Origin of the sequence: Neisseria sp. LACPHL-SPEC-2024-00856, assembly GCF_047915665.1 — a bacterium.
In the GTDB taxonomy this organism is placed as follows: domain Bacteria; phylum Pseudomonadota; class Gammaproteobacteria; order Burkholderiales; family Neisseriaceae; genus Neisseria; species Neisseria polysaccharea.
Genome location: NZ_JBLRPR010000006.1, coordinates 123,786 through 144,186, shown reverse-complemented (window position 1 = coordinate 144,186; position 20,401 = coordinate 123,786). Strand labels below are relative to the sequence as shown.

Here is a 20,401-nt window from a genome sequence, read left to right as displayed (position 1 = left end):
GTTGAGTTTCAGCCATTTCTAATAAATTCTTGCAACTTTGAGTTCCCGGATTCCCGCCTGCGCGGGAATGACGGGATTTCTGTTTTTGATTTTTTTGTTTTTGGGGAATGACGGGATTTGAGGTTGCGGGCATTTATCGGGTAAAACGGAAATTAAGCGTTGCGAAAATTTATCCGAAATCACAGCAACTTTTCCGCGTCATTCCCGCGAAAGCGGGAATCCAGGTTTGTTGAGTTTCAGCCATTTCTAATAAATTCTTGCAACTTTGAGTTTCCGGATTCCCGCCTGCGCGGGAATGACGAATCCATCCGCACGGAAACCTGATCCTGTCATTCCCACGAACCTACATTCCGTCATTCCCACGAAAGTGGGAATCTAGAACGCAGGGTTGAAGAAGCCATTTTATTTGATAAGTTCCTGCACCGACAGACCTAGATTCCCGCCTGCGCGGGAATGACGGGTTTCAAGATGACGGTGTTATCGGGAATGACGGTTCAGGTATTTTCTTACGCCCGCCCTGCGCCTGTAAACGGTAAGTGCATCAAAAATGCCGTCTGAAAGGTTTTCAGACGGCATTTCCGATCGGCAAAATCAGTCGGCAACAGCCATCAGGCTGGCGTTGCCGCCAGCGGCTGTGGTGTTGACGCTGCAAGAGATTTCTTCAAACACTTGCAGGATGTCCAAGCCTTGTTCGGACGGGAGGATGCGGATGAGTGCACCGTCGCGGTTTGCCAGCTCTTGCTTGCGGCTGCTGTCCAGCGGGCTTAGGGCGGCAACGTGGTTAACACCCGTGTTTTCAGGCTTGCTGCTGACTTGCAGCAGGCCTTCGAGGTCGGCGGTGTAGGCGGCAAGCGGGCTGTCGGTTTCGACGACGGTTTGGATGCCTGCGGCGGCAAGTTCGGTCAGGGCGCAGAAGGCTTGCAGGAGGCTGCCGCCGTGTACCCAGACGCGTTTGGGCGCGCGCCAGCTCAGGGCGTTGCGTTCGCCGGTCGGGCCGACCAAGACGGATTCTGCTTGGCGCAGGGTGCGGATGCGGGCGTGTCCCAATGCCGATGCCGCTGATTTTTTCTCTTCCGCATTAAACGGCAGCTTGTGAATCAGGGCTTCGAGGCGTTTGAGCGCGGCTTCGTCCGCTTGTCCGATGCGGCTCAGCGGCGGGGCGACCCATTCGGGGATGCGGGTCAGTTTTTGCAGGTAGAAAGAGCCGCCTGCTTTCGGACCCGTACCGGACATGCCGTGTCCGCCGAACGGTTGTACGCCGACGACCGCGCCGACGATGTTGCGGTTGACGTAAACGTTACCCGCTTCGATGCGTTCGCGGATGCGTTTGACCGTGCCTTCGATGCGGCTGTGTACGCCGCTGGTGAGCGCGTAGCCTTTGCTGTTGATTTGGTCGATGATTTGGTCAAGCTCGTCGGCTCGGTAGCGGACAACGTGCAACACCGGGCCGAAGACTTCGCGGGTGAGTTCGTTCAAGTTGTTGAGCTCGAACAAAATCGGCAGTACGAAGGTGGATTTCGCAGAATCAACGTCGGAAGCGGCTTTGACTTCGTGGTAAGACTTGGCAACACCTTTCATTTTGTTGATGTGCGATTGCAGGTTTTGCTGCGCTTCGGCATCGATGACGGGGCCTACGTCGGTAGTGAGCTGAACGGGTTTGCCGACGACCAATTCGTCCATCGCGCCTTTGATGATGGCGAGCATCTTGTCGGCAACATCTTCTTGAACGCAAAGGATGCGAAGGGCGGAGCAGCGTTGTCCTGCGCTGTCGAAGGCGGAGTTGAGCACGTCCAAGCAAACCTGCTCGGGCAGCGCGGTGGAATCGACAATCATGGCGTTTTGACCGCCTGTTTCGGCAATCAAGACGGGGCTGTCGTCGCGTTTGGCAAGGGCTTTGTTAATCAGTTGCGCCACTTCGGTCGAGCCGGTGAAAATCACGCCGCCGATGCGTGGATCGCCTGTCAGCGCCGCGCCGACATCGCCTGCACCGAGGACAAGCTGCAAGGCGGAAGTCGGAATGCCCGCTTCGTGCATCAGGGAAACGGCGTAACCGGCAATCAGGCTGGTTTGTTCGGCAGGTTTGGCGATGACGGTGTTGCCGGCTGCCAATGCGGAAACGACTTCGCCGGTAAAGATGGCGAGCGGGAAGTTCCACGGGCTGATGGCGACAATCGCGCCGACGGCTTCGGCATCTTTGGGCAGGGTGTGTTCGGCTTCGTTTGCATAGTAGCGGCAGAAATCGACGGCTTCGCGCACTTCGGCAATGGCGTTGTTCAGCGTTTTGCCCGCTTCGCGCACGGCAAGCATCATCAGCGCGGGGGTGTGCTGTTCGAGCAGGTCGGCGAAACGGCGCAGGCAGGCGGCGCGTTCGGCGGCAGGTGTCGCACTCCATTCGGGGAACGCGGCAACGGCTGCGCCAACCGCTTCTTGGGCAAGCGCGGCATCGGCAAAGCTGACTGTGCCGACGATGTCGTCGTGGTCGGCAGGGTTTTTAATCGGTTGCGCTTCGCCGACATCGCGGGCTTTGCCGTTGACGATGGATGCGGCATGGAAGTCTTGCGCGGCGGCTTTGTTCATCTGTTCTTGAAGCTGCTGCAATACGTTTTCGTTGCTCAAGTCCACGCCTTGCGAGTTCAGACGGCATTTGCCGTACAAATCGCGCGGCATCGGCAGGGCGTTGTGCAGGTGGATGCCTTGTTCGGCGATGGTGTCAAACGGGCTGCGGATGAGCGTGTCGATGCTGATGTTTTCATCAACGATTTGGTTGACGAAAGATGAGTTCGCGCCGTTTTCCAACAGGCGGCGCACCAAGTAGGCGAGCAGGGTTTCGTGTGTGCCGACCGGGGCGTACACGCGCACGCGGCGACCTAGGTTTTGCGGACCGACGACTTGGTCGTACAGGGTTTCACCCATACCGTGCAGGCATTGGTGTTCAAAATCTTTGCCTTTGCCCATTTGGTAGATTGCGCCCAAGGTGTAGGCGTTGTGCGTGGCAAATTGCGGGAATACCGCGTCTTGCGCGGAAAGCAGTTTGCGCGCACAGGCGAGGTAGGAGATGTCGGTGTGGACTTTGCGGGTGTAGGTCGGATAGCCGTTCAAGCCGTCCACTTGCGCCCATTTGATTTCGCTGTCCCAATACGCGCCTTTGACGAGGCGGATCATCAGTTTTTGGTTGTTGCGGCGGGCAAGGTCGATCAGGTAGTCGATAACGAACGGACAACGTTTTTGATAGGCTTGGACAACGAAACCGATGCCTTTGTAGCCTGCCAAATCGGGATCGGAAACGAGTGCCTCCATCAAATCCAAAGACAGCTCCAAGCGGTTGGCTTCTTCGGCATCGATGTTGATACCGATATCGTATTTTTTGCCCAAAAGGAACAATTCTTTCAGGCGTGGCAACAGTTCGCCCATCACGCGGCCGTGTTGGGCGCGCGAGTAGCGCGGATGGATGGCGGAGAGTTTGACGGAAATGCCGTTGCCTTCGTAAACGCCTTGTCCTGCCGCATCTTTGCCGATGGCGTGGATGGCTTCGACATAGTCGCGGTAGTAGCGGTCGGCATCGGCTTGGGTGTAGGCGGCTTCGCCCAACATATCGAAGGAGAAGCGGTAGCCCATTTTTTCGCGTTCTTTGCCGTTTTGCAGGGCTTCTTCAATGGTCTGTCCGGTGACGAACTGTTTGCCCAAGAGGCGCATGGCGTAATTCACGCCTTGGCGGATGAGCGGTGCGCCGCCTTTGCTGATCAGGCGGCTGAGTGCGGAACTCATTTGTTTGTCGTTTGTGGCGGTCAGTTTGCCGGTAATCAGCAGGCCCCAGGCGGCGGCGTTGACGAAGAGGGAAGGGCTGTTGTTCAAATGGCTTTTCCAGTTGCCGTCTGAAATCTTGTCGGCAATCAGGCGGTCGCGCGTGGCGTTGTCGGGGATACGCAGCAGGGCTTCTGCCAGACACATCAGCGCGATGCCTTCTTCGCTGGAGAGTGAAAACTCGTGCATCAGCGCATCCACGCCGCCGGCTTTGGTGCGGCCGGCGCGGACTTGGGTAACCAAACGGCGGGCAAGCTCGGAGGCGGCGTTGCGCTCTTCGTCACTCATCTGTGCACGTTGCAACATATCCTGTACGGCTTCGATTTCATTACGGCGGTAGGCATCGGTTATCGCTTGGCGCAGGGCAGTTTGTGCCGGAAATGCAAAATGAAACATTTTTTGGATTCTCCAAAGTTTTTCGGGGGGTTCAGACGGCATCGGTGCGGCCTGAATACGGTAATATCGTAATAAATCCGCAGATGAAATACAAGGCTTCAAATGCGGGCAGGGTAGGTGCTTCCGTTTCTTTGAAAATGAAACGGGTAAAACACAAATAAGGCCTGTATGCAGGCAAGGTTTATTTGTGTTTGACCCGGAAACGGGTTCAGACGGCACGAACCGGGATGCCGTGCCGTCTGAAAGGGGTTTATCGGGCGGCGCGGTAATCTGCGTCGGCTTTTTCAAAACGTTCTTGGATTTCGCGCGAAGGTTCTTTGTTGAACAGGGAAACCAACACGGCAATGATTAAGCAAACAATAAAGCCCGGGACGATTTCGTACATCGTCAACAAGCCGTTTTCGCCTGCCGCTTGAGCCGGTTTTTTTACCCATTCCGCCCATACGACTACGGTTAAGGCACCTGCAACCATACCCGACAACGCGCCGTAGGCAGTGATGCGTTTCCACAATACGGACAGAATCACAATCGGGCCGAATGCCGCACCGAAACCTGCCCACGCGTAAGACACCAGTCCCAATACTTTGCTGTTCGGATCGGAAGCAATCAGGATGGAAATCACGGCAATCGCCAAGACCATCAGGCGGCCGACCCATACCAGTTCCGACTGTTGCGCGTTTTTACGCAAAAAGCCTTTGTAGAAGTCTTCGGTAATCGCGCTGGAGCAAACCAAAAGCTGGCAGGACAGGGTGGACATCACCGCCGCCAAAATCGCGCTCAAAATAATGCCGGCAATCCAAGGGTTGAACAGCAGGGTGGAAAGCGCGATGAAGATGCGTTCGTGGTTGCCGCTCATAGAAGAAACTTTGTCGGGATTTGCACCGAAATACGCAATGCCGAAATAACCGACCGCTACCGCGCCCGCAAGGCACAACGCCATCCAAGTCATGCCGATGCGGCGTGCGGATACCAGCGATTTCGCGCTTTCGGCGGCCATAAAGCGCGCCAAAATGTGCGGCTGTCCGAAATAGCCCAAGCCCCATGCGGCGGTGGAAATGATGCCGATGACGGTCGTACCGGCAAACAGACTGCCGTATTCTTTGCCCGTGCCTGCGGCGACGTTTTGAATCGCGGCAGACATCTGTTCCGCGCCGCCCAAGCCCAGATAGACCATCACCGGCGTTAAAATCAGGGCGAAAATCATCAAAGAAGCCTGTAACGTATCCGTCCAGCTGACCGCCAAGAAGCCGCCCAAGAAGGTATAGGCGATGGTCGCGCCCGCGCCCAGCCACATTGCCTGATTGTAAGTCATACCTTCAAACAGGCTTTGGAACAGGGTTGCGCCCGCCACAATGCCCGAGGCGCAATAAATCGTGAAGAAAAACAGGATAATCAGTGCGGAAACCACTTTCATCAAGTGTCCGCCCGCGCCGAAGCGGTGGAAGAAATAATCCGGCAGCGTCAGCGCATTGTTGGCATATTCGGTATGCACGCGCAGGCGGCCCGCCACCAAGAGCCAGTTGAAATACGCGCCGACCAAGAGACCGATGGCAATCCAAGCCTCATTCAAACCGCTCAGGTAAATCGCGCCCGGCAGACCCATCAAAAGCCAGCCGGACATATCGGACGCTCCTGCCGACATCGCCGTAACAAACGGGCCCAGGCTGCGCCCGCCCAAAATATAATCGTCGAAATTGCGCGTGGAAAAATAAGCGGCAAGCCCGATGAGAAGGACTGCAACCAAATAGATTGCAAAAGTGATGTACATGGGATTCATGTGCTATTCCTCGTCTAAAACTTCAGAATTACAGGCTTTGAAATTGCAAGCAATTTGCGCCTGAAATGTTTTTCTAATAAAAGTACAACGGAAAATCCGGACACCCGAAAGGGGATTCGGATAAATTATCTTCAATCACAATAAGATATGTAATGAAACTATATGAAATTGTAAATAATTTGGTTCAGCATAACCCAAATTTTTTTGTTTGCAAAGCATTTATGGTTCAAAAAAGATGAGGAAAATCCATCTCTCGGTATTAAATATTTTTAAAACAGTATGTTATTTTGTAGTGTCTTGTAGTTAAAAAGGGGTGCTGAATATGAAAACCGTTTTCTGCCGGCAGGTGTCTTGAAGTGTAATTTAGTAACCGCGAAGGAAGTGAGGCAGATTTACCGTGGATAACCTGCCGCCCGTTTTCAGACGGCATTTTTCCTTATACAATAGCCGTTTGAATTTAATATGTTCAGGAAGGATACAGATTATGTTCGGTAAACAGCTTTTTGAGGAAGTCGGCTCGAAAATCAGCGAAACCATCGCCAACAGCCCTGCCAAAGATGTGGAAAAAAATATTAAGGCGATGTTGGGCGGCGCGTTCAACCGTATGGATCTGGTTACGCGCGAAGAATTCGACATCCAGCAGCAGGTTTTGATTAAAACCCGTACCAAACTGGCGGCTTTGGAAGCGCGTTTGGCGAAACTCGAAGCCGCGCAAAATCCCGAACGGGCAGCATTGGAAGCGGCTGAAGCCGCTACCGAAGAAGCCGCCGCCGAAATCAGGCAGCAAACCGCAGCCGGCGAATAAGGCCGTCTGAAATATGTCGCTCGCCTTGGTTTACAGCCGCGCCTTGAGCGGTATGAATGCGCCGTTGGTCGAAGTGGAAGCCCACCTTGCCAACGGCCTGCCGCATTTCAACATCGTCGGACTGCCCGATACGGAAGTAAAGGAAAGCCGCGACCGCGTCCGTGCCGCCATCATCCAAAGCGGCTTCGAGTTTCCCGCCAAAAAAATCACCGTCAATCTCGCCCCCGCCGACCTGCCCAAAGAGTCGGGGCGTTTCGATTTGCCGATTGCAATCGGCATCCTTGCCGCATCGGGGCAGGTTGCGCCCGAAAAGCTGGCGGAATACGAGTTTGCGGGGGAATTGGCACTGTCGGGGCTGTTGCGCCCCGTGCGCGGCGCGTTGGCAATGGCGTGGCAGGGTATGCAGGCAAAACGTGCATTTGTTTTGCCTGAAGAAAACGCAGGACAAGCCGCCGTGATGCGCGGCATTACCGTTTACGGCGCGCGCTCTTTGGGCGAAGTCGCCGCCCATTTGAACGGCATCGAACCTTTGGCGCAAACCGAATGCCAAGTTCCTCAAATGCCGTCTGAACATGGCGGACAACCTGATTTGTGTGATGTGAAAGGTCAGCACACTGCCCGCCTTGCTTTGGAAATCGCTGCCGCAGGCGGACACAGCCTCTTGATGATGGGTCCGCCGGGAACGGGCAAGTCTATGCTCTCCCAACGGCTGCCAGGCATCCTGCCGCCGCTGACCGAAGACGAATTGGTTGAAGTTTGGGCATTGCGTTCGCTCCTGCCCAACCACCAGCAACAACTCGACAGCAACCGTCCTTTCCGCAGTCCGCATCACAGCGCCAGCGCGGCGGCTATGGTCGGCGGCGGTTCGGATCCGCGTCCGGGCGAAATTTCATTGGCGCATCACGGCGTTTTATTTTTGGATGAATTGCCCGAGTTCGACCGCAAAGTTTTGGAAGTGTTGCGCGAACCTTTGGAAAACGGCGAAATCCACATTTCCCGCGCGGCGCGCCAAGCCGTCTATCCGGCGAAATTCCAACTTGTTGCCGCCATGAACCCTTGTCCTTGCGGTTATCTCGGGCATCCCATCAAACCCTGCCGTTGCACGCCCGAAAGCGTCGCGCGTTACCGCAGCAAGATTTCCGGCCCGCTGCTCGACCGCATCGATTTGACCATCGAAGTCCCCAGCCTGTCCGCCGCCGAACTGATGCAGCAGGAAGCAGGGGAAAGCAGCGCACGCGTGTTAGCGCGCGTGATCGCCGCCCGCGACAAACAATACGCGCGGCAAGGCAAAGTGAATGCCGCCTTGAGCGTCAGTGAACTCGATACGTCCGCCCGCATCCAAAAAGAAGCGCAGGAAGCCTTGGGCAGCCTGCTGGAAAAATTGTCTCTTTCCGCCCGCAGTTTTCACCGCATCATGCGTGTTGCACGGACGCTGGCAGACCTGTCGGGCGACGAAGAAGTCGGCAGAAGCCACGTCATGAAAGCCATAGGTTTCCGCCGTGCTTTATAGGAACGGGAATGGAAGCAGGTTTTGCCCAAATATGGCGATATTGTTAGAATATCCGCCCGTAAGCAAACGGCGTTAATGCCGTCTGAAACACATTAAGGTATGTTTATGAACAAATTTTCCCAATCCGGAAAAGGTCTGTCCGGTTTTTTCTTCGGTTTGATACTGGCAACGGTCATTATTGCCGGTATTTTGTTTTATCTGAACCAGAGCAGTCAAAATGCGTTCAAAATCCCGATTCCGTCGAAGCAGCCTGCAGAAACGGAAATCCTGAAACCGAAAAACCAGCCTAAGGAAGACATCCAACCTGAACCGGCCGATCAAAACGCCTTGTCCGAACTGGATGCTGCGAAAGAGGCAGAGCAGTCGGATGCGGAAAAAGCTGCCGACAAGCAGCCCGTTGCCGACAAAGCCGACGAGGTTGAGGAAAAGGCGGGCGAGTCGGAGCGGGAAAAGTCGGACGGACAGGCAGTGCGCAAGAAAGCACTGACGGAAGAGCGTGAACAAACCGTTGGGGAAAAAGCGCAGAAGAAAGATGCCGAAACGGTTAAAAAACAAGCGGTAAAACCGTCTAAAGAAACAGAGAAAAAAGCTTCAAAAGAAGAGAAAAAGGCGGAAAAGGAAAAAGTTGCACCCAAACCGACCCCGGAACAAATCCTCAACAGCGGCAGCATCGAAAAAGCGCGCAGTGCCGCCGCCAAAGAAGGGCAGAAGCCGAACACGCCCGCCAAGGCGGAAGCAACGCATTATCTGCAAATGGGCGCGTATGCCGACCGTCAGAGCGCGGAAGGGCAGCGTGCCAAACTGGCAATCTTGGGCATATCTTCCAAGGTGGTCGGCTATCAGGCGGGACATAAAACACTTTACCGCGTGCAAAGCGGCAATATGTCTGCCGATGCGGTGAAAAAAATGCAGGACGAGTTGAAAAAGCACGGGGTCGCCAGCCTGATCCGTGCGATTGAAGGCAAATAATTATGAAACTCAAACATCTGTTGCCGCTGCTGCTGTCGGCAGTGTTGTCCGCGCAGGCATATGCCCTGATGGAAGGGGAAGACTATCTTGTGTTGGATAAACCCATTCCTCAAGAACAGTCGGGCAAAATTGAGGTTTTGGAATTTTTCGGCTATTTCTGCGTACATTGTCATCATTTCGATCCTTTGTTATTGAAACTGGGCAAGGCATTGCCGTCTGATGCCTATTTGAGGACGGAGCACGTGGTCTGGCAGCCTGAAATGCTCGGTCTGGCCAGGATGGCGGCCGCCGTCAATTTGTCAGGTTTGAAATATCAGGCAAACCCTGCCGTGTTTAAAGCAGTTTACGAACAAAAAATCCGCTTGGAAAACAGGTCGGTTGCCGGAAAATGGGCTTTGTCTCAAAAAGGCTTTGACGGCAAAAAACTGATGCGCGCCTATGATTCTCCCGAGGCCGCCGCCGCAGCATTAAAAATGCAGAAACTGACGGAACAATACGGTATTGACAGCACGCCGACCGTTATTGTCGGCGGAAAATACCGCGTTATCTTCAATAATGGCTTTGACGGTGGCGTTCATACGATTAAAGAATTGGTTGCCAAAGTCAGGGAAGAACGCAAACTGTCAAACCGTTCTACGCAAAAATAACCTTATCCATCATACACCTGAAAGAAACCAAGCAATGGATTTTATGATTGTCCTGAAAGCCCTGATGATGGGTTTGGTAGAAGGTTTTACCGAATTCCTGCCTATTTCCAGTACCGGACATTTGATTGTGTTCGGCAATCTGATTGGTTTTCACAGCAATCACAAGGTTTTTGAAATTACCATCCAGCTCGGTGCGGTTTTGGCGGTAGTGTTTGAATACCGGCAGCGTTTCAGCAATGTGTTGCATGGCTTGGGAAAAGACCGGAAAGCCAACCGTTTCATCCTTAATCTTGCCATTGCTTTTATACCTGCCGCCGTGATGGGGCTGTTGTTCGGCAAACAAATCAAAGAGTATCTGTTTAACCCCTTGAGTGTTGCAGTCATGCTGGTTTTGGGCGGTTTTTTTATTTTGTGGGTGGAGAAACGCCAAAGCCGAGCAGAGCCTAAAATTGTCGATGTTGATGCATTGCGTCCGATTGATGCGTTGATGATCGGCGTTGCCCAAGTGTTTGCACTGGTTCCAGGTACGTCCCGTTCGGGCAGTACGATTATGGGCGGGATGCTTTGGGGAATCGAGCGGAAAACGGCAACGGAGTTTTCATTTTTCTTGGCCGTTCCGATGATGGTTGCAGCAACGGCTTATGATGTCCTGAAACATTACCGGTTTTTCACGTTACATGATATCGGTTTGATTTTGATTGGCTTTGTTGCTGCCTTTGTTTCAGGCTTGGTAGCGGTAAAAGCGTTGTTGAGGTTTGTTTCTAAGAAAAATTATATTCCTTTTGCCTATTACCGTATTGTTTTTGGTATTGCCATCATTATATTGTGGCTGTCAGGCTGGATAAGTTGGGAATGAAACCATAAACCCGACCTGAAGACATTATTCGGGTTGGGTTTGTCTGGCGGGCTGATAAAATCAGGACAGGCGGGGCAATAGGTTTAAAGTTGATTGCCTGTTTTGAAGTCAGTGGTTTGTTCTTTATTTTCCGGAAATCAGGCAATAAAAAAGCACATACCTTTTTATGGTCTGTGCTTTTTTATCTGGTGGAGGTAAGCGGGATCGAACCGCTGACCTCTTGCATGCCATGCAAGCGCTCTACCAACTGAGCTATACCCCCGAAATATGGTGGCGAATCAGGGATTCGAACCCCGGACACAAGGATTATGATTCCTCTGCTCTAACCGACTGAGCTAATTCGCCGTTTCGTGAAGTCGCTATTATATGTTTTTTTGTTTTTTTGACAAGCCGTATTTTCTAATTTTAAATTAGTGTCCTGTTTTTAAATATTAAAAATTTTATGCCGTCTGAAAATGGTTAAGACGGCATGAGGATTAGAGTTTGTGGCAGATGTCGCCAAAACAAAATCCTGTCCAATCAATATTGATATTTTTACCGAATGCGATGACTTTAAACAATTCTCCCATTTCATGTTGATCGATTAGTTTTTGAACAGCGGCGGCTTCACGGATATAGGCTGCCGAATCCGTTTTCCCCGTCTGTGCCAATAGCTCGGTAATGCCCAGGTTCAATAAGAAATGGGATTGGGGAAGGTAACCTATCAAATCTAATCCGGCATCCGTCCCTGCTTGTGCAATGTCGGTAAAGTTGACATGTGCGGTCAGATCGGCCAATCCGATGAAGTCAAAAGGATTGTGGATAACGTGATGTCGGTAGTGTCCGATCAGAGTACCTTGATTGCGTTGAGGGTGGTAATACTGCGCTGCATCAAAACCGTAGTCGATGAATATCATGCAGCCGTGTTCGAGTCTTGAGGCAAGGGTGCGGATAAAGGCATATTGTTGCGGATGTAGTTCGCTGGTATAGGGGGAACTTATTTTTGGGAAGTAGAGGGAAGCCAAGGCAGATAGCTGCAAGTCGTGCAGCGGTCGTGCCGAATAGGTAAAACGGTCATTATCCAGGCAAACGCCGACATGCTCGAATGAGCCGCCTTCATCTTTACGGATGATTTCGACAGGCATGGCATCGAGTACTTCGTTACCGATGATGATGCCGTCAAATGTTTCCGGAAGTGCAGATAAGTGGACAATTTTTTGGGCGGCTTGAGGTGCGAGGGTCTGAATCAGGTCTTTCTGGCGAGCAGCCAGCTCCGGCGATACTTCAATAATATAGTAACGGTTAATGCCGTCTGGAATGCTGCCCAACAAATCGGCGGCAAGCTGACCGGTTCCCGCGCCGAATTCGTAGATATTGCCTGCCGTTTGGGGTAGGAGTTCTTGAAGTTGGCGTGCCAGTGTCTGTGCAAACAGAGGGGTGAGTGCCGGTGCGGTAATAAAATCCCCGTTATTGCCGATTTTATGGCTGCCGCCGGTATAGTAGCCGTATTGCGGAGCGTATAAAACCAATTCCATAAAACGTGAAAATGGAATCCAATTGCCGTGTTTGCCGATTTCTTCGGTGATGAGGGTTTGCAGTTTGAGCGAGGATTGCCGTGCTTCGGGAGAGGGGGAGGGGAGGGGCATGATAAGTGTTAGCTTGTGTAAATTTATTGGATTTCCCGACATATTACACGTTGGTACTGGTGCTGTCATGACTTTATCTTAATACTATATATTGTGCTTATATTATTAAATCAATCATATATAGTTGTTTATTGGTTCGGCCACTCCGTACGGTACCCGCCGTGCCGTTGTCGTCATTTTTTATCTTATTGTTTTTAAACGGAATAAAAATTTTAGATATGTTAATGAGTTTTCATGCCCTGATTTGACCGAGTGTTTAAAATTTCTTATAGTGTCGATTGGTGGGGAATTGTGGGGCAAAGTGTCTCTTTTACCCTTGTGATTTTGATTTCGGCTTGGGACATGTCATGTTCGGCGGCGCACACGAATTAAGCATCGACAGTAAGGGGCGGTTGGCTATTCCTGCCAAATTCCGCGACATTCTGTCGCGCCTCTATACGCCTGCCGTAGTGGTAACGCTCGAGTCGAAACATAAGCTGTTGATGTACCCTGTTGCGGAGTGGGAAAAGGTTGCGGCGCAACTTTTAAATTTAAAAGTGGCGGATAACCCTGTTTTACGGCGGTTTCAAAATCTTCTGCTGCATAACGCGGAAATTTTGGAATGGGACAGCGCCGGTCGGGTGCTGGTTCCTGCCGGACTGAGGAAGAGGGTGGATTTCGACCGTGAAGTCGTTTTGGTCGGTCGTGCCAACCGTTTGGAGCTTTGGGGTCGCGAGCAGTGGGAGGCTGAGATGGTTCAGGCTTTGGATGACGATCCTGACGAACTTGCCTTCCAGTTGAGTCAGACGGATTTGCAATTGTGATTGGAGCAGAAAGTTACCGGCATATCACAGTCTTGCTGAATGAGGCGGTGGATGCGCTTGCCGTGCGCGAAGACGGTATCTATGTGGACGGTACGTTCGGCAGGGGAGGGCATTCCCGGCTGATTTTGTCGCGTTTGGGCGATGCGGGGCGGCTGATTGTTTTCGATAAAGACCCGCAGGCGATTGCTGTGGCAGAAGAGCTGGCGCGTTCGGACAAACGGGTCGGTGTCGTGCATGGTGGTTTTGTTTCGTTTCAGACGGCATTGGATGATTTGGGTATCGGCAAGGTGGACGGTGCGCTGTTTGATTTGGGGATTTCGTCTCCGCAAATCGATGACGGCAGCCGCGGTTTCAGCTTCCGTTTCGATGCCCCTTTGGATATGCGTATGGATACGACGCGCGGTATGTCTGCCGCAGAGTGGATAGCGGTTGCGTCGGAACAGGATTTGCACGAGGTAATCAAGAATTATGGTGAAGAGCGGTTTAGCCGTCAGATTGCGCGCGCCATTGTTGCACAACGGACAGAAAACCCCATTGATACAACCAGCAAGTTGGCGAAGATTGCGGCGGAAAACGTCCGTACTCGTGAGCGGGGGCAAGATCCTGCAACACGTACTTTCCAGGCGGTCCGCATCTTTATTAACCGCGAGCTTGAAGAAGTAGGGGCAGTATTGCCGCAGGTCATGTGTCGTCTGAAACAGGGCGGACGTTTGGCGGTCATTGCTTTCCATTCGTTGGAAGACCGCATTGTGAAGCAGTTTGTCAAAAAATATTCGCAACACGCGCCCCTACCGCGCTGGGTGGCGGTCAGGGAAGCGGATTTGCCCGAGCCGCCCCTGAAAATCGTGGGCAGGGCATTAAAGCCGGGTGAGGCGGAAATTGCCGCCAATCCGAGGGCGAGAAGTGCGGTTTTGCGTGTGGCGGAGCGGACTGCCGGTCCGATACCGGAACAATAACAGAGAAAAACGTCTGAACGGCAATGAACAAATTGAATTTCCTTCTGCTGCTTGCAGTGTGTGTTTCCGCTTTTTCCGTTGTGATGCAGCAAAACCAGTACAGGCTCAACTTCACAGCTTTGGACAAGGCGAAAAAACAGGAAATCGCCTTGGAGCAGGATTATGCGCAAATGAGGCTGCAACAGGCGCGTTTGGCGAACCACGAAGCGATCAGGGCGGCGGCAGAAAAACAAAACCTCCATCCGCCGGTTTCGGGCAATACCTTTATGGTGGAACATCAAAGATAGAAGCAGCCTGTGTGCCGGAATCGGATTCCTGCGTCAGGATAATAATAACGAGAAGTAAAAATGTTGATTAAGAGCGAATATAAGCCCCGGATGCTGCCCAAAGAAGAGCAGGTCAAAAAGCCGATGACCAGTAACGGACGGATCAGCTTCGTCCTGATGGCAATGGCGGTCTTGTTTGCCGGTTTGATTGCCCGCGGACTGTATCTGCAGACGGTAACGTATGAATTTTTGAAAGAACAGGGCGACAACCGGATTGTGCGGACTCAAACATTGCCGGCTACACGCGGTACGGTTTCGGACCGGAACGGTGCGGTTTTGGCGTTGAGTGCGCCGACGGAGTCCCTGTTTGTCGTGCCTAAAGATATGAAGGAAATGCCGTCTGCCGCTCAATTGGAACGCCTGTCCGAGCTTGTCGATGTGCCGGTCGATGTTTTAAGGAGCAAACTCGAACAGAAAGGCAAGTCGTTTATCTGGATCAAGCGGCAGCTCGATCCCAAGGTTGCCGAAGAGGTCAAAGCCTTGGGTTTGGAAAACTTTGTATTTGAAAAAGAATTAAAACGCCATTACCCGATGGGCAATCTGTTTGCGCACGTTATCGGTTTTACCAATATCGACGGCAAAGGTCAGGAAGGCTTGGAGCTTTCCCGTGAAGACAGCCTGCGCGGTGAGGATGGTGCGAAAGTCGTATTGCGCGACAACAAGGGCAATATCGTAGACAGCCTCGACTCTCCACGCAACAGCGTGCCTAAAAACGGCCAAGACATGATTTTGTCTTTGGATCAGCGTATTCAAACGCTGGCTTATGACGAGTTGAACAAGGCTGTGGCTTATCACAAAGCCAAAGCGGGTGCGGTTGTGGTATTGGATGCGCAAACCGGCGAGATTTTGGCTTTGGTCAACAGCCCGGCTTACGATCCGAATCAACCGGGTCAGGCCAATAGCGAACAGCGCCGCAACCGCGCCGTAACCGATATGATTGAACCCGGCTCTGCCATGAAGCCGTTTACCATTGCCAAAGCATTGGATTCCGGCAAAGTGGATGCAACCGATACGTTCAATACCCTGCCTTACAAAATCGGTCCGGCTACCGTGCAAGATACCCACGTTTATCCTACTTTGGATGTGCGCGGCATTATGCAAAAATCTTCCAACGTCGGTACCAGTAAACTTTCTGCCATGTTTACGCCTAAAGAAATGTACGATTTCTATCACGATTTAGGTGTGGGCGTACGCATGCATTCAGGCTTTCCTGGCGAGACTGCAGGTTTGTTGAGAAGCTGGCGCAGATGGCAAAAAATCGAACAGGCAACCATGTCTTTCGGTTATGGCCTGCAATTAAGCCTGTTGCAATTGGCGCGAGCTTATACCATGTTGACACATGACGGCGAATTATTGCCGGTCAGCTTTGAAAAACAAGCAGTTGCCCCTAAAGGCAAGCGTGTCATCAAAGCCTCTACTGCGAAAAAAGTGCGCGAGTTGATGGTTTCCGTTACTGAAGCCGGCGGTACCGGTACTGCAGGTGCTGTGGATGGTTTCGACGTAGGTGCGAAAACCGGTACGGCGCGTAAACTGGTTAATGGCCGCTATGTGGACAACAAACACGTCGGTACGTTCATCGGTTTTGCTCCGGCTAAAAATCCACGCGTGATTGTGGCTGTTACCATCGACGAACCGACTGCCAACGGCTATTACGGCGGCGTGGTTGTCGGTCCCGTATTCAAAGAAGTCATGAGCGGCAGCCTGAACATCTTGGGCGTTTCCCCGACCAAGCCCCTGACCGCCGCTGCCGTCAAAACATCGTCTTAATCCGAGTATCAACGAGATTGTTTTATGTTCAGCAAGTTAACCCCTTTGGCTGAAACCGACTTTCCGCCTCTGCCGTGTGCAAACGCGGCAGGGCGTTTGTTGCATTCAGACAGCCGCCAAATCAAACAAGGCGATATTTTCGTTGCCTGTCAGGGCGAATATGCCGACGGTCGCAGTTATATCCCCGCCGCCGTTGCCAACGGCGCGGCTTTTGTTTTTTGGGACGACGACGGCAAATTTGCGTGGAATCCCGAATGGAAAGTCCCCAATCAAGGCATTAAAGATTTGAAACACCGAGCCGGTATGTTGGCGGCGCAAGTTTACGGTAATGTTTCAGACGGCCTCAAAGTCTGGGGCGTAACCGGCACTAACGGCAAAACCTCCATCACACAATGGCTGGCACAAGCCGCCGATTTGTTGGGCGAAAAAACCGCCGTTATCGGCACGGTCGGCAACGGCTTTTGGGGTGCATTGGAAGAAACCACGCACACCACCCCCGCCCCCGTCGATGTCCAAACCCTGCTCTACCGTTTCCGCCGGCAAGGTGCAACAGCCGCCGCGATGGAAGTCTCCAGCCACGGTCTTGACCAATCGCGCGTCAACGGCGTGCCGTTTTGCAGCGCAATCTTCACCAATCTCACCCGAGACCACCTCGACTACCACGGCACGATGGAAGCTTATGGCGCTATCAAGTCGCGCCTGTTTTACTGGCACGGCTTGAAGCACGCCATTATCAACGTGGATGACGAATACGGCGCAGAACTCGTAGGTCGTCTGAAAAAAGACTGCCCCGATTTGGCTGTTTACGGCTACGGCTTCAGCGAACACGCCGACATCTGCATTACCGACTTCACCGCTTCTTCAGACGGCATGGAAGCCGTATTCCAAACCCCGTGGGGTGAAGGGAAATGCCGCACGCGCCTGCTCGGACGCTTCAACGCGCAAAACCTCGCCGCCTGCATCGCCTTGCTGTGCGCTAACGGCTATCCGCTTGATAAGGTATTGGATGTGCTGGCAAAAATCCGTCCTGCTTCAGGCCGTATGGATTGCATTATGAACAGCGGCAAACCTTTGGTCGTTGTCGATTACGCCCACACGCCCGACGCATTGGAAAAAGCACTTTCCACCTTGCAGGAAATCAAACCGCAGGGTGCGGCTTTGTGGTGCGTATTTGGCTGCGGCGGCAACCGCGATCGCGGCAAACGCCCGCTGATGGGCGCGGCAGCCGTACAGGGCGCGGATAAAGTCGTCGTAACCAGCGACAACCCGCGCTTGGAAAATCCGCAAGACATCATCAACGACATCCTGCCTGCCGTTCCCGCGCCCGAATGCGTCGAAGCCGACCGCGCCGCCGCCATCCGTTATGCAGTCGGACGCGCTGCCGCAAACGACATCATCCTGATTGCCGGCAAAGGACACGAAAATTATCAGGATGTACAAGGCGTGAAGCACCATTTTTCCGATTTTGAAGTTGCGGAAAAAGCGTTGGCGGGGCGGGGATGAAAGACCGTCTGAAACATTATGAATCTTGATTTATGTAATCTGAATCTAAGGAAAAAAAATGGGTATTTACCGTTGCAATAAATGCGGTTGCATGAATGAGCATTACTACGAATCCGGAATGAGTGAAATTGCTTGTCCAAAATGCACGGCTCCGGTTAGGGTTTACGACACTTTATTTTTTGTCAGTAAATTGTTGGAACGTTATTTCTCGGTAAACCGGGAATTGCAGGCTTTGAAGCAACAGGAAGACGGCGGTGAGGAAAATGCACAACAAGATACCGGTTCGGAAAACCAGAATTATAATCTGCTGACAGGCGTTAATTTATCGGAAACCGACATTTTGGCTACTGAAAAACAGCATGAACCGATACGCCAATGGTTTGCCCGGGCCAATATTGTGCCGATGTTTAACTTGCAGGCGGTCAATATGAGCGGTTTTTTTGATGAGGCTGCCGCTAAATTGGGCGGTAATTATCAGATTACTAAAAATATGTTGGGCCAGATTATTCGGGCATACGGCCACAACCACACAAGCATTAGTTTGGATATCGGCAAAATGTCGCAAAAAGACGGGCAGACAATGAATAACCTATGCCGGCAATTTTATAGCCATACTCTGTTTTCTAAGTATTTTTATCAGAAACAGGAAAAAATTGTCCGCTTGAACCTGCAACGTGCCACTGCCATCAAACACTTTTTTTGCGGCGGTTGGCTTGAATGGTTTGCCTTGGGCAAAATGCTTGAAGAAGCAAAACAAAAAGGCAAGGATTATGCTTTTTCTTGCGCTAGAAATGTGAAAATCGAATTCGGCAATGAAGATAAACAGGAGTTGGATGTCGTATTTTTACCGATGGGTAAAGAGCCGGTTGTGGTGGAATGTAAATCAGGGGAATTCAGACGGGACATTGAAAAATATGTACGTTTGAAAAAACGGTTGAATTTGCCGGATGAACGCTTTGTGATACTGGCTGCCGATTTAGAGGAAAGTCAGGCGGCGGCATTGGGCAGTATGTACGGTTTAACTTTTGTTACACCTAAATCTATGATGAAACATTTACAGACGGTTATGTGAGGCCGCCTGAAAAAACAAACGGAAGAAACCATGAAACCACTAGATTTAAATTTCATCTGCCAAGCCCTCAACCTTCCGATGCCGTCTGAAAACAAACCCGTGTCGCGCATCGTAACCGACAGCCGCGATATTCAGGAAGGCGATGTGTTTTTCGCATTGGCGGGCGAGCGGTTTGACGCGCATGATTTTGTTGAAGACGTATTGGCCGCAGGTGCGGCGGCGGTTGTGGTTTCGCGCGAAGATTGTGCTGCAATGGATGGCGCGTTGAAAGTCGATGACACGCTTGCCGCATTGCAAACGCTGGCAAAGGCGTGGCGTGAAAATGTGAATCCGTTTGTGTTCGGCATTACCGGTTCGGTTGGCAAGACGACGGTAAAGGAGATGCTGGCTTCGGTATTGCGCCGCCGTTTCGGTGATGATGCCGTGTTGGCGACTGCGGGTAATTTCAACAACCATATCGGGCTGCCGCTGACTTTATTGAAATTAAACGAAAAACACCGCTATGCCGTGATTGAAATGGGTATGAACCATTTTGGCGAACTGGCGGTTTTAACGCAAATCGCCAAACCTGATGCCGCATTGGCCAACAATGCCCTGCGCGCCCATATCGGCTGCGGTTTTGACGGAGTGGGCGATATTGCCAAAGCGAAAAGCGAGATTTATCAAGGCTTATGTTCAGACGGCATTGCACTGATTCCTCAAGAAGATGCCAATATGGCTGTCTTCAAAACGGCAACGCTTAATTTGAATACGCGCACTTTCGGCGTCGATAGCGGCGATGTCCATGCGGAAAATATCGTGCTGAAACCGTTGTCGTGCGAATTTGATTTGGTGTGCGGCGACGAACGCGCAGCCGTGGTGCTGCCTGTTCCCGGCCGCCACAATGTCCACAACGCCGCCGCTGCCGCCGCGCTGTCTTTGGCTGCGGGTTTGAGTTTGGACGATGTGGCGGAAGGTTTGCAAGGCTTCAGCAATATCAAAGGCCGTCTGAACGTCAAATCCGGTATCAAAGATGCAATCCTGATTGACGATACCTACAACGCGAATCCCGACAGTATGAAAGCCGCGATTGACGTGTTGGCGCGTATGCCTGCGCCGCGTATTTTCGTAATGGGCGATATGGGCGAACTGGGCGAGGACGAAGCCGCCGCCATGCACGCCGAAGTCGGCGCGTACGCCCGCGACCAAGGTATCGAAGCGGCTTATTTTGTCGGCGACAACAGCGTCGAAGCGGCGGAAAAATTTGGCGCGGACGGTTTGTGGTTCGCCGCCAAAGACCCGTTGATTCAAGTGCTGCGCCACGATTTGCCCGAACGCGCCACCGTGTTGGTGAAAGGTTCGCGCTTTATGCAGATGGAAGAAGTGGTCGAGGCATTGGAGGATAAGTGAAAATGAAAAGCCGACGTTTTTTTAAAGCCTTATTGCTGATTGCCGCGCTGGTCGGCGCGTTTTATGCCGGAATGCGGACGCAGGCGTATCTTTATGAAGATTTATGTTTAGACTTGGGCGGCGGTAAAAATCCGGGGAGTTACCCGATTTGCGTGATTGAGAAAGTCCCTGCACGTTAATCTGCAAAAGCCGTCCGAAA

General features: G+C 52.2%; 17 protein-coding genes and 2 tRNA genes. 13 read left to right on the top strand and 6 right to left on the bottom strand.

All coding sequences use genetic code 11. The features are described 5' to 3' along the window. Positions 1-591: 591 nt before the first annotated feature. From putA to ACNAU7_RS07220, 3 genes are all read right to left on the bottom strand, one after another. Positions 592-4,197, bottom strand: coding sequence for a bifunctional proline dehydrogenase/L-glutamate gamma-semialdehyde dehydrogenase PutA (gene putA, locus ACNAU7_RS07230; protein WP_416301781.1), 3,606 nt, complete (start codon positions 4,195-4,197; stop codon positions 592-594). A gap of 250 nt (positions 4,198-4,447) precedes the next feature. Further along, positions 4,448-5,974, bottom strand: coding sequence for a sodium/proline symporter PutP (gene putP / locus ACNAU7_RS07225; RefSeq protein ID WP_025457831.1), 1,527 nt, complete (start codon positions 5,972-5,974; stop codon positions 4,448-4,450). A 259-nt stretch (positions 5,975-6,233) separates the two neighbouring features. After that, on the bottom strand, positions 6,234-6,404 hold the full coding sequence (locus ACNAU7_RS07220; protein WP_416301773.1) for a hypothetical protein: 171 nt from the start codon (positions 6,402-6,404) through the stop codon (positions 6,234-6,236). Positions 6,405-6,458: 54 nt separating this feature from the next. Between ACNAU7_RS07220 and ACNAU7_RS07215 the strand changes: the two genes are divergently transcribed. The 5 genes from ACNAU7_RS07215 to ACNAU7_RS07195 all read left to right on the top strand — a co-directional run bounded on the left by ACNAU7_RS07215 (position 6,459) and on the right by ACNAU7_RS07195 (position 10,761). Continuing rightward, a complete protein-coding gene (locus tag ACNAU7_RS07215) occupies positions 6,459-6,779 on the top strand; it encodes an accessory factor UbiK family protein (protein ID WP_013448488.1) in 321 nt (106 codons plus the stop codon). 13 nt (positions 6,780-6,792) lie between these two features. Then, a complete protein-coding gene (locus ACNAU7_RS07210; RefSeq protein WP_416301772.1) occupies positions 6,793-8,289 on the top strand; it encodes a YifB family Mg chelatase-like AAA ATPase in 1,497 nt (498 codons plus the stop codon). A gap of 105 nt (positions 8,290-8,394) precedes the next feature. Next, positions 8,395-9,258, top strand: coding sequence for a cell division protein FtsN (gene ftsN / locus ACNAU7_RS07205; protein WP_416301771.1), 864 nt, complete (start codon positions 8,395-8,397; stop codon positions 9,256-9,258). 2 nt (positions 9,259-9,260) lie between these two features. Beyond that, positions 9,261-9,905, top strand: a complete 645-nt coding sequence (locus ACNAU7_RS07200) for a thiol:disulfide interchange protein DsbA/DsbL (RefSeq protein ID WP_416301770.1) — start codon at positions 9,261-9,263, stop codon at positions 9,903-9,905. A 34-nt stretch (positions 9,906-9,939) separates the two neighbouring features. Beyond that, positions 9,940-10,761, top strand: coding sequence for an undecaprenyl-diphosphate phosphatase (locus tag ACNAU7_RS07195; protein WP_416301769.1), 822 nt, complete (start codon positions 9,940-9,942; stop codon positions 10,759-10,761). 186 nt (positions 10,762-10,947) lie between these two features. Here the strand turns inward: ACNAU7_RS07195 and ACNAU7_RS07190 are convergent. The 3 genes from ACNAU7_RS07190 to ACNAU7_RS07180 form a co-directional block, all read right to left on the bottom strand. Next, positions 10,948-11,023: transfer RNA gene (locus ACNAU7_RS07190), tRNA-Ala, on the bottom strand. 6 nt (positions 11,024-11,029) lie between these two features. Continuing rightward, positions 11,030-11,106 (bottom strand) — tRNA-Met (locus ACNAU7_RS07185). 131 nt (positions 11,107-11,237) lie between these two features. Then, entirely contained in the window at positions 11,238-12,455 is a 1,218-nt protein-coding gene (locus ACNAU7_RS07180) for a class I SAM-dependent methyltransferase (RefSeq protein WP_416301768.1), read from the bottom strand. A gap of 278 nt (positions 12,456-12,733) precedes the next feature. On the opposite strand from ACNAU7_RS07180, the gene mraZ reads away from it, so the two are divergent. The 8 genes from mraZ to ACNAU7_RS07140 are packed head-to-tail and all read left to right on the top strand — an operon-like array spanning position 12,734 to position 20,381. Next, on the top strand, positions 12,734-13,189 hold the full coding sequence (mraZ, locus tag ACNAU7_RS07175; RefSeq protein WP_308028395.1) for a division/cell wall cluster transcriptional repressor MraZ: 456 nt from the start codon (positions 12,734-12,736) through the stop codon (positions 13,187-13,189). Next, positions 13,186-14,145, top strand: coding sequence for a 16S rRNA (cytosine(1402)-N(4))-methyltransferase RsmH (gene rsmH, locus ACNAU7_RS07170; protein ID WP_308028396.1), 960 nt, complete (start codon positions 13,186-13,188; stop codon positions 14,143-14,145). The genes mraZ and rsmH overlap by 4 nt, the downstream gene beginning before the upstream one ends. A 23-nt stretch (positions 14,146-14,168) precedes the next feature. After that, positions 14,169-14,432 carry a cell division protein FtsL gene (ftsL, locus tag ACNAU7_RS07165; protein WP_002220363.1) on the top strand — a complete coding sequence of 88 codons (264 nt, stop codon included), beginning with the start codon at positions 14,169-14,171 and terminating at the stop codon, positions 14,430-14,432. Positions 14,433-14,492: 60 nt separating this feature from the next. Then, on the top strand, positions 14,493-16,238 hold the full coding sequence (locus ACNAU7_RS07160) for a peptidoglycan D,D-transpeptidase FtsI family protein (protein WP_416301767.1): 1,746 nt from the start codon (positions 14,493-14,495) through the stop codon (positions 16,236-16,238). 24 nt (positions 16,239-16,262) lie between these two features. After that, complete coding sequence (locus ACNAU7_RS07155) at positions 16,263-17,741, top strand: UDP-N-acetylmuramoyl-L-alanyl-D-glutamate--2,6-diaminopimelate ligase (RefSeq protein WP_416301766.1); 1,479 nt, start codon at positions 16,263-16,265, stop codon at positions 17,739-17,741. 58 nt (positions 17,742-17,799) lie between these two features. Continuing rightward, positions 17,800-18,813 carry a hypothetical protein gene (locus ACNAU7_RS07150; RefSeq protein ID WP_096109020.1) on the top strand — a complete coding sequence of 338 codons (1,014 nt, stop codon included), beginning with the start codon at positions 17,800-17,802 and terminating at the stop codon, positions 18,811-18,813. 30 nt (positions 18,814-18,843) lie between these two features. Next, positions 18,844-20,202 (top strand): UDP-N-acetylmuramoyl-tripeptide--D-alanyl-D-alanine ligase, encoded by a 1,359-nt coding sequence (locus ACNAU7_RS07145; RefSeq protein ID WP_416301765.1) that lies wholly within the window; start codon positions 18,844-18,846, stop codon positions 20,200-20,202. A 2-nt stretch (positions 20,203-20,204) separates the two neighbouring features. Then, on the top strand, positions 20,205-20,381 hold the full coding sequence (locus tag ACNAU7_RS07140; RefSeq protein WP_002218790.1) for a hypothetical protein: 177 nt from the start codon (positions 20,205-20,207) through the stop codon (positions 20,379-20,381). The last annotated feature ends 20 nt before the right edge of the window (positions 20,382-20,401 follow it).